General features: G+C 73.4%; 18 protein-coding genes. 7 read left to right on the top strand and 11 right to left on the bottom strand.

Going from position 1 to position 14,360, the window contains the following annotated elements:
- Window positions 1–7: 7 nt before the first annotated feature.
- The 4 genes from ASD33_RS18635 to ASD33_RS18620 are packed head-to-tail and all read right to left on the bottom strand — an operon-like array spanning window position 8 to window position 4,244.
- Window positions 8–1,234: an amidohydrolase family protein gene (locus tag ASD33_RS18635; RefSeq protein ID WP_056561234.1), complete on the bottom strand. Its 1,227-nt coding sequence runs from the start codon at window positions 1,232–1,234 to the stop codon at window positions 8–10.
- 34 nt (window positions 1,235–1,268) lie between these two features.
- Window positions 1,269–2,552: an amidohydrolase family protein gene (locus ASD33_RS18630; RefSeq protein ID WP_056561232.1), complete on the bottom strand. Its 1,284-nt coding sequence runs from the start codon at window positions 2,550–2,552 to the stop codon at window positions 1,269–1,271.
- A gap of 10 nt (window positions 2,553–2,562) precedes the next feature.
- On the bottom strand, window positions 2,563–3,447 hold the full coding sequence (locus ASD33_RS18625; protein ID WP_056561230.1) for an SDR family NAD(P)-dependent oxidoreductase: 885 nt from the start codon (window positions 3,445–3,447) through the stop codon (window positions 2,563–2,565).
- Entirely contained in the window at window positions 3,447–4,244 is a 798-nt protein-coding gene (locus tag ASD33_RS18620) for an acetoacetate decarboxylase family protein (protein WP_056561228.1), read from the bottom strand. The genes ASD33_RS18625 and ASD33_RS18620 overlap by 1 nt, the downstream gene beginning before the upstream one ends.
- 129 nt (window positions 4,245–4,373) lie before the next feature.
- Between ASD33_RS18620 and ASD33_RS18615 the strand changes: the two genes are divergently transcribed.
- The 6 genes from ASD33_RS18615 to ASD33_RS18590 all read left to right on the top strand — a co-directional run bounded on the left by ASD33_RS18615 (window position 4,374) and on the right by ASD33_RS18590 (window position 9,815).
- A complete protein-coding gene (locus tag ASD33_RS18615) occupies window positions 4,374–5,042 on the top strand; it encodes a TetR/AcrR family transcriptional regulator (protein WP_056561226.1) in 669 nt (222 codons plus the stop codon).
- Window positions 5,039–6,034 (top strand): DEDDh family exonuclease, encoded by a 996-nt coding sequence (locus tag ASD33_RS18610; protein ID WP_056561224.1) that lies wholly within the window; start codon window positions 5,039–5,041, stop codon window positions 6,032–6,034. Before ASD33_RS18615 ends, ASD33_RS18610 begins: the two co-directional genes overlap by 4 nt.
- A 64-nt stretch (window positions 6,035–6,098) precedes the next feature.
- A complete protein-coding gene (locus ASD33_RS18605; RefSeq protein ID WP_056561222.1) occupies window positions 6,099–6,332 on the top strand; it encodes a hypothetical protein in 234 nt (77 codons plus the stop codon).
- Window positions 6,333–6,413: 81 nt separating this feature from the next.
- A complete protein-coding gene (locus tag ASD33_RS18600; protein WP_056561220.1) occupies window positions 6,414–7,229 on the top strand; it encodes an SURF1 family protein in 816 nt (271 codons plus the stop codon).
- 34 nt (window positions 7,230–7,263) lie between these two features.
- Window positions 7,264–9,054 (top strand): glycoside hydrolase family 15 protein, encoded by a 1,791-nt coding sequence (locus ASD33_RS18595; RefSeq protein ID WP_056561218.1) that lies wholly within the window; start codon window positions 7,264–7,266, stop codon window positions 9,052–9,054.
- A 5-nt stretch (window positions 9,055–9,059) separates the two neighbouring features.
- A complete protein-coding gene (locus tag ASD33_RS18590) occupies window positions 9,060–9,815 on the top strand; it encodes an SDR family oxidoreductase (RefSeq protein ID WP_056561216.1) in 756 nt (251 codons plus the stop codon).
- Window positions 9,816–9,894: 79 nt separating this feature from the next.
- Here ASD33_RS18590 and amaP read toward each other — a convergent pair whose 3' ends face one another.
- From amaP to ASD33_RS18565, 5 genes are read right to left on the bottom strand one after another with little or no spacing between them, the layout of a single operon-like run.
- Complete coding sequence (amaP, locus tag ASD33_RS18585; protein ID WP_056561214.1) at window positions 9,895–10,482, bottom strand: alkaline shock response membrane anchor protein AmaP; 588 nt, start codon at window positions 10,480–10,482, stop codon at window positions 9,895–9,897.
- A 4-nt stretch (window positions 10,483–10,486) separates the two neighbouring features.
- The gene (locus tag ASD33_RS18580) at window positions 10,487–11,131 is read right to left on the bottom strand and encodes a DUF6286 domain-containing protein (protein ID WP_242427026.1); all 645 of its coding nucleotides are present in this window, start codon (window positions 11,129–11,131) and stop codon (window positions 10,487–10,489) included.
- Window positions 11,128–11,484 carry an Asp23/Gls24 family envelope stress response protein gene (locus ASD33_RS18575; protein ID WP_056561210.1) on the bottom strand — a complete coding sequence of 119 codons (357 nt, stop codon included), beginning with the start codon at window positions 11,482–11,484 and terminating at the stop codon, window positions 11,128–11,130. Before ASD33_RS18575 ends, ASD33_RS18580 begins: the two co-directional genes overlap by 4 nt.
- A 6-nt stretch (window positions 11,485–11,490) precedes the next feature.
- Window positions 11,491–11,682, bottom strand: coding sequence for a hypothetical protein (locus ASD33_RS18570; protein ID WP_056561208.1), 192 nt, complete (start codon window positions 11,680–11,682; stop codon window positions 11,491–11,493).
- A gap of 52 nt (window positions 11,683–11,734) precedes the next feature.
- A complete protein-coding gene (locus tag ASD33_RS18565) occupies window positions 11,735–12,211 on the bottom strand; it encodes an Asp23/Gls24 family envelope stress response protein (protein ID WP_056561205.1) in 477 nt (158 codons plus the stop codon).
- Window positions 12,212–12,304: 93 nt separating this feature from the next.
- Between ASD33_RS18565 and ASD33_RS18560 the strand changes: the two genes are divergently transcribed.
- Window positions 12,305–12,961 (top strand): hypothetical protein, encoded by a 657-nt coding sequence (locus tag ASD33_RS18560; RefSeq protein WP_056561203.1) that lies wholly within the window; start codon window positions 12,305–12,307, stop codon window positions 12,959–12,961.
- 13 nt (window positions 12,962–12,974) lie between these two features.
- Here ASD33_RS18560 and ASD33_RS18555 read toward each other — a convergent pair whose 3' ends face one another.
- Window positions 12,975–13,775: an enoyl-CoA hydratase/isomerase family protein gene (locus ASD33_RS18555; protein WP_056561201.1), complete on the bottom strand. Its 801-nt coding sequence runs from the start codon at window positions 13,773–13,775 to the stop codon at window positions 12,975–12,977.
- A 129-nt stretch (window positions 13,776–13,904) separates the two neighbouring features.
- Window positions 13,905–14,126, bottom strand: coding sequence for a helix-turn-helix domain-containing protein (locus ASD33_RS18550; RefSeq protein ID WP_006123601.1), 222 nt, complete (start codon window positions 14,124–14,126; stop codon window positions 13,905–13,907).
- Window positions 14,127–14,360: the final 234 nt, after the last annotated feature.

Genomic DNA, 14,360 nt, shown 5'->3' with positions numbered 1-14,360 from the left:
CGGCGGCTCACCAGACGCGGACCGACCCGCCGGGGGCGAACGCGGGGCTGGTGACGCCCGCCGGGATCTCCTCCAGGGGTTCGGCGATCTCCTCGACGGTCGGCCCGTGGACGGCGGCCAGGGCGTCGAGGAGGCCCAGGTCGAAGCCGTAGACGCGGGCCGCGTTGCCGCCGACCATCGCGGCGACCTCCTCCTCGGGCAGTCCCGCGTAGGCGATCCGGAGGCCTTCGCGGGAGTACGGGGTGGTGCCCTCGTCGTGCGGGTAGTCGCTGCCCCACATGATCTTGTCGAGGCCGATCCGCTCGCGCAGCGGCACCTCGTGGGGGCGCATGAAGCTCGCTCCGACGAAGCAGTTCTCGCGCCAGACCTCGCTGGGCCCCCGGCCCATCGACTCGGCGAGCCCGGCGCCGAACTTCGACTCGGCGGTGCTCGCCCGGGTCGAGGCCGCGACCAGCCGGCCGTGGTAGTAGTCCAGCATGTCGAGCACGCCCGGGATCCAGCCGGAGCCCTGTTCGGTGAGGACCAGCTTGAGCCCCGGGTGGCGCCGGAAGGCACCGCCGAAGACCAGGTGCCAGAGCGCCCGGTGCGAGAACCAGGTCGTCTCCACCATGAAGACGGCCCGTGCGGCCGGTTCGTCGCCCAGCGGCGGCGAGGCCGAACCGCCGTGGTGGTTGACGGGGACGTCGAGCTCCGCGCAGACGGCCCAGATCGGGTCGTACGCCTCCGAGTACAGCTCGGGCACCGGCGAGCCGGGCGGCACCCCGGGGAGCAGGATGCCGCCGGTGAGTCCGGCCTCGCGGGTGCGGCGGATCTCCGCGACCGCCGCGTCCACGTCGTTGAGGAGGATCTGCGCCACGCCCGCCCTGCGCCCCGGCGCGTCCGCGCAGAAGTCGGCCAGCCAGCGGTTGTGCGCCTGGAGCCCGGCCCAGCGCAGCTCGTACTCGGCGGCGGTGGGCGGCTGGGCCATCAGGGAGGCCTTGGGGAAGAACGGCGGGATGGTGTTCGGGAAGACGACCTCGGCGACGATCCCGTCGGCCTCCAGTTCGCGCAGCCGGCGCTGCGAGTTCCAGTTGCGGTCGGCGGTGTCGGCGAGCAGGTCCTCGTACGGGTTGACGTAGGTGGCCGCCCAGGCGTCGAAGTCCTCGTGGTGCTTCTTCTCCAGGTACGGCCGGTAGTCGAGGAGGTCCCCGCCCGCGTGGCAGTCGGCGGAGATCACCGTGTAGCGGTCGGTCATGGCGTGGCCTCCCGAACCGGGGTGTCGTCGACGGTCATGGCGTGGCTCCCAGCGTCGGGAAGTCGTGGTCCGTGAGCCAGTGGCGGCCGACCTCGCGGGAGCGGGCCCAGGAGGCCTCGACGGCGGCCTGGTCGGCGGGCTGGCCGAGGTCGGCCGGGGTGGGGCCGATGCGGCGGGCGATCGGATCCAGTGTTCGAGTATCGAATCCGAAGACCTCCGCCGCCGCGAGCCCCAGCATCCGGCGGGTCTCCGTCACCGGGATGTCGTGGAAGGTCTTCCGGAGCCACGCGCGCGTGTCCGGCCAGGTGCCCTCGGGGTGCGGGAAGTCCGAGCCCCACAGGATGTTGTCGACGCCGATCTCGTACCGCTGGGCGAGTTCCCGCCGTTTGGTGTTGGTGGCGCAGACGAAGACCTGCCGGTCCAGGTACTCGCTGGGCGGGCGCTTCAGCTCCGCGAACGGGGACAGTTTCTTGCCGCCGTGCGCGCCGAGGTAGAGCCGGTCCATGAACCACAGCAGGTTGGGCAGCCACCAGCAGCCGGACTCGGCGATGCCGAACCGCAGGCCGGGGTGGCGCTCGAAGACCCCGGACCAGAGCAGGAACCAGAGCGGCCTGGCCGGCCAGAAGGTGACCTCGGAGACGTAGATGCCGAGGTGGTCGCCGTACTCCTCGCGCGGCGCGGCACCCGAGTGGGTGACCAGCGGCATCCCGGTCTCGGCGGCGGCGGCCCAGACCGGGTCGTAGCGCCGGTCGTGGTACGGCGCCTTGTCGACCCACATGGAGGGGATCATCAGCGCGCCGAGCCCGGACTCCTTGGCGCGGTGGATCTCGGCGACGACCTTCGCGGGCTCGGCGGTGATGGGCAGCAGCGCCACCCCGCAGTGCCGTTCGGGGTTCTGCCCGACGAACTCGGCGAGCCAGCGGTTGTGCGCCTGCGCGCCCGCCATGCCGAGCTCGGGGTCCTGGTCGCCGGAGAGCCCGAGGCCGACGCCGAAGGGGGCGGCGGTCTGGCTGTCGACGGCGTCCGCGTCGGGGAAGACGACCTCCGCCGCCACCCCGTCGCCGTCGAGTTCCTTGAGCCGCTGCACGGGGTCCCAGCCGCCGCGCAGCCCCTCCTCGTTGTCGTGGAACCAGCGGTCGGCGAAGGCCTCGTTGCGCACCCCGAGCCGGGTCATGGCTTCCCGGCGGGCGTCCCGGCCGGCCAGGAAGTCGTCGAACTCGCGGTGGAAGCGGGGGTCGAGATAGGGCCGGTACTCCTCGGTGGGCAACCCGGCGTGGCAGTCGGAGGAGATGATCAGGTACGGGTCTTCATGACTCATCGGGTACCCCTCAGTCGAGGATGAAGCTCTCCAGGTACGACGGGTTGGCGCGGTCGAGCATCGAGGCGGAGCGCGCCCTGATCTGCCGGTCGCTGTGCTCGCTCTCCGGGAGCATCCAGAAGCGGTCGGCGCGGATGCCGTCGACGACGTGCTCGGCGACCTCCTCCACCGGGGTGAAGGCCACCTCGTGCCCGGCCTCCTTCATCGCGGCCTCCCACTGGTCGAGGCTGCGGTACGGGCTGCGGCGCGGACGCTGCTTGGCGAACCGGTCCGGGCGGTTGCGGTGCGACTCCCAGAGCCCGGTGCGGAGCATGTGCGGTCCGGGGAAGAGCACGGAGGCGCCCACGCGTGCCCGCTCCGCCCTGAGGTGGGCGTAGAGCGACTCGGTCATGGTCACGACGGCCGCCTTGGTGACCGCGTACACGGAGGCGGTGGGCAGCGGGGCGATGCCGCCGTCGCCGGAGGAGGTGTTGACGACGTGGCCCGGTTCACCGCCCGCGATCATGCGCGGGACGAAGGCCTGGATGCCGTGGAAGACGCCCCAGACGTTGACGGAGAAGGCCCATTTCCAGTCGTTGGGCTCGTGTTCCCACATGCGGCCCTCGGCGCCGGAGCCGACGCCGGCGTTGTTGCAGAGGACGTGGACGGCTCCGAAGGTCTCGAACGCGGCGTCCGCGAACGCGCGGACCTCGTCGGGGTCGGAGACGTCGACCGTCCGGGCGAGCACCTGGGCCCCGCCCTCCATCAGCTCGTCGGCGGCCTGCGCGAGCGCGCCCGCCTCGACGTCGCCGAGGACGACGGCCATGCCCTCGGCGGCGAAGCGGCGGGCCATCGCGAGCCCGATGCCGCTCGCCGCGCCGGTGACGACGGCGACCTGTCCCTCGCGCAGTTCCATCAGACGCTTCCTTCCGGGGGGCCGTCGAGGATGTGCAGCGGGTCGTCGTAGCGCTGGTGGACGTAGGGCAGCAGGGCGCGCGCGGAGACGCGCTCGGCGACCGTGCCCTTCTGGTCGGTGTTCTTCTCGCCGAGGGTGATCTCGACGAGCCGGCGGACGGGGAGGTCGGCGACCGGGTCGTACATGGACTCGCGCAGGATCACGTCCCCGGTGACCCGCTCCAGCTTCCGCACCTTCTCGTTGCGGACGCAGTGGACGAGGACGGGGTCGGCGTCGAAGCCGGTGCCCTCCACGCCGGGCAGGAACTTGAAGTAGAAGTCGGTCTTCTCGACGGGCTCCGGCAGCGGCAGCGTCCCGGAGACCGCGCCGCGGACCTCCACGAACGCGATGCCGTGCCGGGCGAGGGCCGCGCGGACGACGAGCCCGTCGCGCTCGACGGTGACCTCGCCCAGCTTCTTCGGCTCGCCGAAGACCTCGCGTCCGCCGACCAGGGCCCGTTCGTGGGTCATCGGCATGACCAGCGGGTACCAGCCCTCCTTGTCGCCGTGGGCGGCAGCGACCGCCACCGAGCCGGCGCCGAGCGGATAGCCGGGCAGGTCGACCTTGCTGATGTTGGCGCGTACGAGGGGACGCGCGGTGGGTTTCAGCGGGGGCGGCAGGACCGCCGCGACGACGTCCGGGTCGGTCTCCCAGACGGCGACCACTCCGGTGGACCAGATGTCGGGGAGCTTGGCGCTCCGTTCGCGTGCCGCCGCCGCCTCGGCGTCGGTGCGCGCCCCGTACCGTACTCGTGCCATGACGTACCACCTCTCGGGATCGTCAGCCTGTAACACAGTTACACCGCCGCTCCCGAAGGGTAAAGAGCCGTGCACGCAGAGGAATTGGGGGGAACGGATGGAACGCTCCGCGAGGAGGTGGGGAATCCGGTGGCACGCACCGCGCTGACCCGCGACGAAGTCCTGGACACGGCCGCCGCCCTGGTGAGGGAGCACGGCCCCGCCGCCCTGACCATGCGCAGGCTCGCCGCCGAACTCTCCACCGCGGTCACCTCGATCTACTGGCACGTCGGCAACCGCGAGTCGCTGCTCGACGCGCTCGTCGCGCGTACGGTCGCCGACCTCGGCACGATCCACCCGCGCGGCACGACCCCCGCCGAGCGGATCGTGTCGGTGGCCCGCGCGCTGCGCCGCGCCCTGCGCGAGCGCCCGCACCTGGTGGCGATGGTCCACGAGCGGGGTCTGACGGAGAGCATGTTCCTGCCGGCCCAGCGCGCGCTGGTGCACGAGGCGCACGCGGCCGGACTGCGCGGGGCGCACGCGGCGCGCGCCGTCCGCGCGGTGCAGTTCCAGGTCGTCGGGTACGTGCTCGTGGAGCGCAACCGCGAGCGCTCGCCCGCCCAGTCGCCCGCCGAGGAGGAGTTGTGGAGCGGCGAGGACGCGGAGTCCGACGGGCCGCTCGCACGCGCCCTGGCCGCCCCGATCGACACCGAGCGCCTGTTCGTCGACTCCGTGCGCGCGCTGGTCGAGGGGCTGCTCGCCGGGGTGTCCGGGGACACCGGGGAGGGAGTTGTCGGTCGCGGGCCGTATTCTCTGTGACCGTGCTTGACGACCGTACGACCGCAGAGACGTGGCCGGCCGCCTACCCGCAGGGGTACGCGGTCGTCGACGTGGAGACCACCGGACTCGCCCGCGACGACCGGATAGTTTCGGCTGCCGTCTACCGGCTGGACGCCCGGGGGAACGTCGAGGACCACTGGTACACCCTGGTCAACCCCGAGCGCGATCCGGGCCCGGTCTGGATCCACGGGCTGACCAGCGACGTCCTGGAGGGCGCGCCGCTCTTCCCGGAGATCGCGGCGGAGTTCGCGGCCCGGCTCGACGGGCGGGTCCTCGTCGCGCACAACGCGATGTTCGACTGGCAGATGATCGCCCGGGAGTACGCGCGCGCGGAGTCCGCCGCGCCCGTGCGCCAGCGGCTGTGCACGATCGCGCTCGCCAAGGAGCTGTCGCTGCCGCTGCCCAACCACAAGCTGGAGTCACTGGCCGCGCACTTCGGTGTCGTGCAGCAGCGCGCGCACAACGCTCTCGACGACGCCCGGGTGCTGGCCGAGGCCTTCCGCCCGAGCCTGCACGCGGCGGCGGAGCGGAACGTCCGGCTGCCGCTCCTGGAGTGCCGGCCGCTGACCGAGTGGGCCGCGTCCCCGGCGCAGCCCCGGATCGGCTCGCAGGCCTCGGCCTCCCCGTACCCCTCCTCGTACCGGGCGGGCAGCTGGCGTCCCTCGCGGAAGCGCCCGCCGTGCCCGTACCCCAACCCGGGCCGCTACGAGACGGACAAACCGCTCAAGCAGGGCATGCGGATCGCCTTCTCCGGCGACACCTCCGTCGACCGCGAGCTGCTGGAGGACCGCACCGTCGACGCCGGGCTCCATGTCGCCGGCAGCGTCTCCCGGCTGACCAGCCTCCTGGTCACCAACGACCCGGACGCCGCCACCTCCAAGACGGTCAAGGCCAAGTCCTTCGGCACGCCGATCGTCGACGAGGCCGCCTACACCCAGCTGCTGCGGGACGTGGCCCCGGCAGACGGGTGACACCCCCGCCCCGGCGGGCGTGCCGAGCTGCGCACACCCGCCGGGAGCCCCCACCCTGTGGCGCATGGCACGTTGTGAGGTCTGCGGAAACGATTACGGCATGTCCTTCGAAGTGCACGCGCAGGGCGCGGTGCACGTCTTCGACTGCTTCGCCTGCGCCATCCACCGCATGGCGCCCATCTGCGAGCACTGCCGGGTCCAGGTCATCGGACAGGGCGTCGAGGTCGACGGCAGCTGGTACTGCGGCGGCCACTGCGCCCGCGCGGAGGGAAAGGTGGGCATCGTCGACAGGGTCTGAGCAGAAACGATCCTCGGCCCGCCCCCGGGCGAGCCGAACCCCCCTGCGTGCACCCCGTGGCCCCCGCTGTACGGTCATGGGGTGTACCGCTTCCTGTTGTCCCGGCAGTGGGTGATCCTCACCCTCGTCGCCCTCGTCCTCATCCCCACGATGATCGAGCTGGGCTTCTGGCAGTTCCACCGCCACGAACGGCGGGTCGCCCAGAACACCCTGATCGCGGACAGCGTCGCGGCGAAGCCGGTGCCCGTCGAGGAGCTCACCTCCCCCGGCCACACCGTGCCCCGCGAGGACTACTGGCGGCCGGTCACCGCCACCGGCACCTTCGACACCGCCCACGAGGTGGTGGTCCGCCGCCGCACCTCCTCCGACGACCGGGTCGGCGTGCACGTCCTGACCCCACTGGTCCTCCGGGACGGCGCGGTCGTGCTGGTCAACCGCGGCTGGATCCCGGCCGCCGCCGACCAGCACTCCTTCCCGCCGGTGCCGCCCGCTCCCAAGGGCGAGGTCACCGTCACCGGCCGGCTCAAGGCCGACGAGACGACCGGCGCCAGCGGCATCAAGGACCTGAAGGGCCTGCCGGACCGGCAGGTCATGCTCATCAGCAGCCGGCAGCAGGCCGAGCTGATCGGCCGCGAGGTGCTCGGCGGCTACGTCGAACAGGTCACGCCCGCCCCCGCCGGGGACACCCCCGAACCCATCGCCGAACCCGACCACGACTCGATCGGCCCCCACATGGCGTACGCCGTGCAGTGGTGGCTCTTCGCGGGCGGGGTGCCCGTCGGCTGGGTGATCCTGGTCCGCAGGGAGAAGCGCGACCGGGAGACGGCGGCCGCCTCCGACACCACCGTGACCCCGGAACGCGACACCGAAGCGATCCAGGCCACGCCGTCCCCCTGATTGACCGCCGCCGCTTCCGGGAACAGCCCAAAGCGTGACGCAACGTATCGACGACTACGCCCTCATCGGCGATCTCCAGACGGCCGCGCTCGTCGGCCGCGACGGATCGGTCGACTGGCTGTGTCTGCCCCGCTTCGACTCGGCCGCCTGCTTCGCCGCGATCCTCGGCGACGAGGACAACGGCCACTGGCGCATCGCCCCCAAGGGCGCCACGACCTGCACCTCCCGGCGCTACGCCGAGGACTCCCTCGTCCTGGAGACCTACTGGGAGACCCGCACCGGCACCGTCAAGGTCGTCGACTTCATGCCGCAGCGGGACAGGGCCCCCGACCTGATGCGGATCGTGGAGGGCGTCAGCGGCACCGTCGAGATGAGCGCCGTCCTGCGGCTGCGCTTCGACTACGGCTCGATCGTGCCCTGGATGCGCCGCGCCGACGGCCACCGGGTCGCCGTCGCCGGACCCGACGCGGTCTGGCTGCGCAGCGAGCCGCAGGTGAAGACCTGGGGCCAGCAGTTCGCCACCTGCTCCTCCTTCACCGTGACCGCCGGGGAGAAGGTCGCGTTCGTCCTCACCTGGCACCCCTCCCACGAGCCGCGGCCCGACCTCGTCGACCCCCACGAGGCCCTGGAACAGTCCCTCGCGGACTGGCGGGAGTGGGCGGCCCGCTGTACCTACCGGGGCCCGTACCGGGAGACCGTGCTGCGCTCCCTGATCACCCTGAAGGCCCTCACCTACGCCCCGACCGGCGGGATCATGGCCGCCCCCACCACCTCCCTGCCCGAGGAGCTCGGCGGCGTACGGAACTGGGACTACCGCGCGTGCTGGCTGCGCGACTCCGCCCTCACCCTCGGCGCGCTGATCTCCAGCGGATACGTCGACGAGGCCGCCGCCTGGCGGGACTGGCTCCTGCGCTCGGTCGCCGGCGACCCGGCCGACCTGCAGATCATGTACGGGCCCGCCGGCGAGCGCCGGCTCCCCGAGACGACGCTGCCGTGGCTGCGGGGCTACGGCGACTCGGCGCCGGTGCGCACCGGGAACGCGGCCGTCGACCAGTTCCAGCTCGACGTGTACGGCGAGGTCATGGACTCCCTCCACCTCGCGCGCGAGGCCGGCATCCCGGCGGTGCGGCACGCCTGGAACCTCCAGCTGAGCCTGCTCGGCTTCCTGGAGTCGACCTGGCGGGAACCCGACGAGGGCCTGTGGGAGGTCCGCGGGCCGCGCCGCCACTTCACCCACTCCAAGGTGATGGCCTGGGTGGCCGCGGACCGCGCCGTCCGCACCCTGGAGGCGGACCCCTCGCTGCCCGGCGACGCGGCACGGTGGCGGACCATGCGGGACGAGATCCACGCGCAGGTGTGCGCCCGGGCCTACGACCCCGCCCGGAACACCTTCACCCAGTCCTACGGCTCGCTCGAACTGGACGCCGCGACCCTGCTCATCCCCCGGGTCGGCTTCCTGCCGCCGGACGACCCCCGGGTGGTCGGGACGGTCGACGCGGTACAGGCGGAACTGCTGCACGGCGGCTACGTGCGCCGCTACAGCACCGGCTCGGGGGCGATCGACGGACTGCCCGGCCAGGAGGGCACCTTCCTGGTCTGCTCGTTCTGGCTGGCGGACGCGCTCCGGATGACCGGCAGGACCGAGGAGGCCCGCGAGCTCTTCGAGCGGCTCGTCGCGCTCGCCAACGACGTCGGGCTCCTGGCGGAGGAGTACGACCCCGTGGCGGAGCGCCAGCTGGGCAACTTCCCGCAGGCCTTCAGCCACATCGGCCTGGTGGGCACGGCGCTCGCGCTGGCCGGGGACGATCAGGACCCGGCAGGATAGGCGCCATGGATCTGGGACTGAAGGACCGTGTGTACGTGGTGACCGGGGCGACGCGGGGACTCGGGCGGGCCTCCGCCGAGGCGCTGCTCGCCGAGGGCGCCAAGGTGCTGATCACCGGGCGCGAGGAGAAGACCGTCGTCGAGGCCGTGGCCGAGCTGGGGGCGGGCGCGGAGGGCGTCGCCGCCGACAACACCGACGCGGGGACCCCGGCGCGGCTGATCGCCGAGGCACGGGCCCGGTTCGGCGGCTTCGACGGCATCCTGATCAGTGTCGGCGGCCCGGCGCCCGGCTTCGCCGCGGACAACACCGACGAGCAGTGGACGGCCGCGTTCGGCACCGTCTTCCTCGGCGCGGTGCGGCTGGCCCGCGCGGCGGCCGAGACGCTCGGCGAGGGCGGGGTCATCGGCTTCGTGCTGTCCGGCTCCGTCCACGAGCCGATCCCCGGCCTCACCATCTCCAACGGGCTGCGCCCCGGACTCGCCGGTTTCGCGAAGTCCCTCTCCAACGACCTGGGCCCGCGCGGGGTGCGGGTCGTCGGACTGCTGCCGAGCCGCATCGACACGGACCGGGTGCGGTCCCTGGACGCGCTCTCCGGCGACGCGGACGCCGCCCGTACGGCCAACGAGGCCACCATCCCGCTGCGCCGCTACGGCACCCCGGAGGAGTTCGGCCGGACGGCGGCGTTCCTGCTGTCGCCGGCCGCCTCGTATCTGACGGGGCTGATGATCCCGGTGGACGGCGGGGCCCGCGGCGGGTTCTGAACACCGCGCGCCGGCCCGCTCCGGCCCGTCGGACTCCTGGGGCCGCCACCGCAGCCCGTCGGCCCGGTGGCCCCGCCGGTCAGGACACCCGGCGGGCCCGGTGCTTGACGGCCCGCAGGCGCGCCTCGGTGGGCAGCGCGGCGAGGCCCGTGGACGTACGGGCGTGGGCGAGGGCCTCGGTGCTGAGGGTGGTCAGGGCGTCCCCCGGGGAGGCGTACGGCTCCAGGAGCAGGGCGACCCGGGTACGGGGGGCTCCCCGGCGGCCCGTGAGGGACACCTTGGCCCGTGCCACGCCCTCCTGGGCGGTGGCGTCCGCCTCCAGGACGCCTTCCAGGGCGCGGCCGCGCAGGACCGCCTCCTCGCCGTCGCCGCTGTCGACGAGCACCTCGGCGAGCCGCGCCCGCCGGAACTGGACGAGCAGCCACCAGAGGGCGAGCAGGACGATCAGCCCGAGGACGGCGATGACCACCGGCCACCACCAGCCCTCGTCCCGCCAGCGCTGCCGGTCGGCGGCCGAGAGCAGCACGTCGGAGGGGCCCGACCAGGGCCACCAGGACGGCACGCCGAGGTCGAGGGCGGCGGCGAGGACTCCGCCGCCGACGAGGACGAGGAGCAGCCCGGCGAGGCCGAGCAGGATGCGGTTGACCCGCCGGAGGACGACCGTCACCGGGTCACCCCTTCCTGGGCGGCCGGGCCACCCGTACCGTCAGCGCGGGCGGGTGGGCGAGGCCCAGTTCGGCGATGCCGGTGGTGAGGGCCCGCTCCAGGTCGGCCCGTACCTCGTCGAGCGCGCGGAAGTGCGAGGCCGCCCGGACGCCCACCTTGGAGCGGCCGACGCGGACCCGCGCGGACTGCACGCCGGAGACCTCCATGGCCCGGTCCCGCAGGGCGAGGGCCGCCGCCTCCCGGTCGAGTCCGGCCCGTACGTCGGCGTGCTCGCGGCGCATCGGGAGGACGGCGCGCAGTCCGGGGGTCGCGGCCAGGACGAGCAGCCAGACGCCGAGGGCGCAGGCGAGCGCGGCGCCGAGGACGACCCAGGTGTCGTCGAGCGGCCGGGTCGCGAGGCCGTCGGCGAGCTTCCGCCGCCAGGTCATGGCGGGCCGGTCGGCCCGGACGGAGGCCACGTCGTAGAGGAGCAGCCCGGCGCCGCCGAGGACGACGGCGGCGAGCAGGGCGGCGGGGATGCGCCGGACGGCCCAGAACCGGCGGACGGGCGACGCGGGGACGTCACCGAGCACGGGCACGCCGTCGGGACCGGTCTGCGTCCCGCCGGGGCCGGGAGCGTCCTCGAGCCCAGGGGCTGGTGGTGTCGTCATGACACGCGGTCCCTCCGTGTGGCCTGTCGGGTGAGGGGTGAGTGGAGGCGTTCCACCTGGACGGTGACCTCGTGGACCTCCATGCCCACGAGGGTCTCCACGCGGGAGCGGACCCGGCCCCGTACGGCCCCGCAGCGGCGGCCGACGTCCGAGGGGTAGGCGAGTTCCAGGCTCACCGCGACCCGGGCGACGTCGCGGTGGACGACGACCGAGGCGTGGGGCGCGGAGCCCCCCTCGGGGACCGGGCCCGCGGCCTCCCGTGCCGCCTGGGCGGCGATCTTCGCGACGACCCGGTCGGCGATCCTGGTCGCCCCCCGGTCACGCACGGGGCCGCGGGCCGGCTCGGCTGTCACCCCGCGTCACCTCCGCCGGTCGCCGCGGTCGCGGCCCCGGAACAGATCGCCGGGTTCGAGGTCGCCGTCGAGGAAGCGGCCGGCCACGAAGCCGATCGCCCCCAAGGCCGCGACCAGCAGAAACGCTCCGAAGCCGCCGAAGTATCCGGCGAAGCCGAGAGCCATGCCGGCCACCAGGCCGACCACCGCCATGCTCATTCCTGACCCCTTTCCGAGTCCTCCTGAGCCCCCTGTACGCACCCGTCAGTTCTCACTGGAGCCGGGGTTCCGGCTCGTCCTCCTCCTCGTCGGGCAGCTTCACGTCGCTGACGGCGATGTTGACCTCGACGACCTCGAGGCCGGTCATCCGCTCGACGGCGGCGATGACGTTCTCGCGGACGTCGCCCGCCACGTCGGCGATGGAGACGCCGTAGTCGACGACGATCTCCAGGTCGAGCGCGGTCTGCACCTCGCCGACCTCGGCCTTCACGCCTCGGGTGACGCTCGCCTTTCCGCCGCCCCCGCCGGGCACCCGGTCGCGCACGGCGCCGAAGGTGCGGGAGAGGCCGCTGCCCATCGCGTGGACGCCGACGACGTCACGGGCGGCGAGTCCGGCGATCTTCTCGACGACGCCGTCGGCGATCGTCGTCCGGCCGCGGGAGGCGGCCGCGCCGCCGCCCCGCTTGGTCACCGAGGTGCGGCGCGGGTCGTCGCCCGTCGGCTCGTGGGAATGCGTGGTGTCCGTCATCACGTTTAGCCCCTTCTGGGATATTTCGGGGTTCTTCGCTCACACTAAGGGCGCTTACCCGGTACCGCCCCGGGGATACGGCAGGCTGGGGCAATGACGACGGCTGAGGGTTGGACTGCTGCGGTACGGGACCGGCTCGCCCCGGGCAGGCTGCTGCCGCTCGGAACGGCGACGGACGGCGCCTGGATCACCGAGCGGACGGTACGCGAAGTGCTCGACGGGGCCGGTGGGGCCGTACGGGGGGTGGTGCCGGGGATTCTGCGGATCGGAACGGCCGACGAGGACCAGGAGACCGGGCCGTACGCGGCGCCCGGGTCCGTACGGATCACGGCCGCGTTCGCGGCGGTGGCCGGGCGGCCGCTGCCCGAGCTTTCGGACGCGCTGCGCGCGGCCCTGCTCGCGGCGGCCGAGGGCGGGATCGGCCTGGTGGTGGCGGCCGTGGACCTACGGGTGACGGAGCTGCTCGACGCGGAGCCCCCGGCGGCGACCCCCGCCGAACCCCGGCCGGGCCGGACCTCCCCGGCGACGGACGACCCCCTGGCCCTGGTGGCGCTCGGGGTGCCGGGGGTCGCCGGGGTGACGGACGCGCTGGGCCCGCCGGTGCGCCGGAACGAGGACGGGGTACGGCTGGAGCTGGCCGTGACGGCCGGGCGCCGGCCCCTGGACGTGGCACGTTCCGTGCGGACGGCCGTGACCGCGGCCGCCCCGGAGGGCACCGCGGTCACGGTGGTGGTGTCGGAACTGCGCTAGGGCGCGGACGACGTCAGTCGCCGAGGCCCGCGAGGTCGCGCAGGCGGCGGGCCTGGGCGGCGCGCTCGGCGGCGCGCTGCTCCTCGTACGAGCGGCCGGAGACGCCCTGGAGGAGCGCCTTGGTCTCGGTGAGGGCGTCGCGCGGCGCCGCGAGCAGGGCGGCGCCGAGGTCCCGTACCGCCGCGTCGAGCTCGGCGGCGGGCACGGAGAGGTTGGCGAGACCGATGCGCTCGGCCTCCTCGGCGTGGACGAAGCGCCCGGTGGCGCAGATCTCCAGCGCGCGGGCGTAGCCGACGAGCGAGACGAGCGGATGCGTCCCGGTCAGGTCCGGGACGAGGCCCAGGCTGGTCTCGCGCATGGCGAACTGCACGTCCTCGGCGACGACCCGCAGGTCGCAGGCGAGAGCGAGCTGGAAGCCCGCGCCGATGGCATGGCCCTGGACGGCCGCGATCGACACGAGGTCGCTGCGGCGCCACCAGGTGAACGCCTCCTGGTACTCGGCGATGACGGCGTCGAGTTCCTGGTCGGAACCGCGCGCGAGATCGATGAAGGACGGCTCTCCGTCGAAGCCCTCGGGCGTGAACGCCTGCCGGTCGAGTCCGGCGGAGAAGGACGCGCCCTCACCGCGCAGAACGACGACCCGCACGCTGCCGGGCAATGACCGGCCGGCTTCTGTCAACGCCCGCCACAGAGCGGGAGACTGGGCGTTGCGCTTCGCCGGATTGGTCAGGGTCACCGTGGCAACGGCGTCCTCGACGGTGAGCCGTACACCGTCCTTGTCGAATACGAGCTCAGAGTCGTCGAGCGTAGTCATGGGGCGCCTCCGGTTCCGGTGCAGCACTGCATCCGATGCTAAGTGACTGCACAGTAACCACCGGGCCGGCCCGAAGACCGACCGGGTGGCCACCGGGAGACCCGGTGGCCCGGTCGAGCCGCCCCGATGTCAGGCCGAGGCCGCCTTCTTGCCCCGGGTCGCTCCGCCGCGTCCACGCAGCGTGACTCCGGACTCGCTGAGCATCCGGTGGACGAATCCGTAGGAGCGGCCCGTTTCCTCGGCCAGCGCCCGGATGCTCGCACCGGAGTCGTACTTCTTCTTCAGGTCTGCCGCGAGCTTGTCGCGCGCGGCGCCGGTCACCCGGCTGCCCTTCTTCAGAGTCTCGGCCACCCGTGCCTCCTCATGGGAAGTGCGCTCTGGACTTCTCATGATCACCCCTCCCGCCCGTCCTGGCCACCCATTCGACAAGGTCCGTGCCGCCGGATTTGTGGACGAGCGCTCCGTCGTCACAATCGGAGGCCTGAATTCCGATGGGCCGGAAACGACCGCCCGCGCCGCGTGGCGCGGGAAGTGCCAGGTCACGGACGCTGGGGGAACACACGTACGGCGCGGGTCTGCCGGAAG

The organism is Streptomyces sp. Root1304 (assembly GCF_001426405.1).
GTDB lineage: Bacteria > Actinomycetota > Actinomycetes > Streptomycetales > Streptomycetaceae > Streptomyces.
This window is presented reverse-complemented; position numbering and strand designations above follow the sequence as displayed.

What these genes read in the sequence shown, in the direction of transcription:
- ASD33_RS18620 (WP_056561228.1), bottom strand. Translation starts at nt 4,244, where the DNA reads ATGGCACGAGTACGGTACGGGGCGCGCACCGACGCCGAGGCGGCGGCG.
- ASD33_RS18570 (WP_056561208.1), bottom strand. Translation starts at nt 11,682, where the DNA reads ATGAGCATGGCGGTGGTCGGCCTGGTGGCCGGCATGGCTCTCGGCTTC.
- ASD33_RS18630 (WP_056561232.1), bottom strand. Translation starts at nt 2,552, where the DNA reads ATGAGTCATGAAGACCCGTACCTGATCATCTCCTCCGACTGCCACGCC.
- ASD33_RS18580 (WP_242427026.1), bottom strand. Translation starts at nt 11,131, where the DNA reads ATGACGACACCACCAGCCCCTGGGCTCGAGGACGCTCCCGGCCCCGGC.
- ASD33_RS18590 (WP_056561216.1), top strand. Translation starts at nt 9,060, where the DNA reads ATGGATCTGGGACTGAAGGACCGTGTGTACGTGGTGACCGGGGCGACG.
- ASD33_RS18560 (WP_056561203.1), top strand. Translation starts at nt 12,305, where the DNA reads ATGACGACGGCTGAGGGTTGGACTGCTGCGGTACGGGACCGGCTCGCC.
- ASD33_RS18555 (WP_056561201.1), bottom strand. Translation starts at nt 13,775, where the DNA reads ATGACTACGCTCGACGACTCTGAGCTCGTATTCGACAAGGACGGTGTA.
- ASD33_RS18605 (WP_056561222.1), top strand. Translation starts at nt 6,099, where the DNA reads ATGGCACGTTGTGAGGTCTGCGGAAACGATTACGGCATGTCCTTCGAA.
- ASD33_RS18625 (WP_056561230.1), bottom strand. Translation starts at nt 3,447, where the DNA reads ATGGAACTGCGCGAGGGACAGGTCGCCGTCGTCACCGGCGCGGCGAGC.
- ASD33_RS18635 (WP_056561234.1), bottom strand. Translation starts at nt 1,234, where the DNA reads ATGACCGACCGCTACACGGTGATCTCCGCCGACTGCCACGCGGGCGGG.
- ASD33_RS18565 (WP_056561205.1), bottom strand. Translation starts at nt 12,211, where the DNA reads ATGACGGACACCACGCATTCCCACGAGCCGACGGGCGACGACCCGCGC.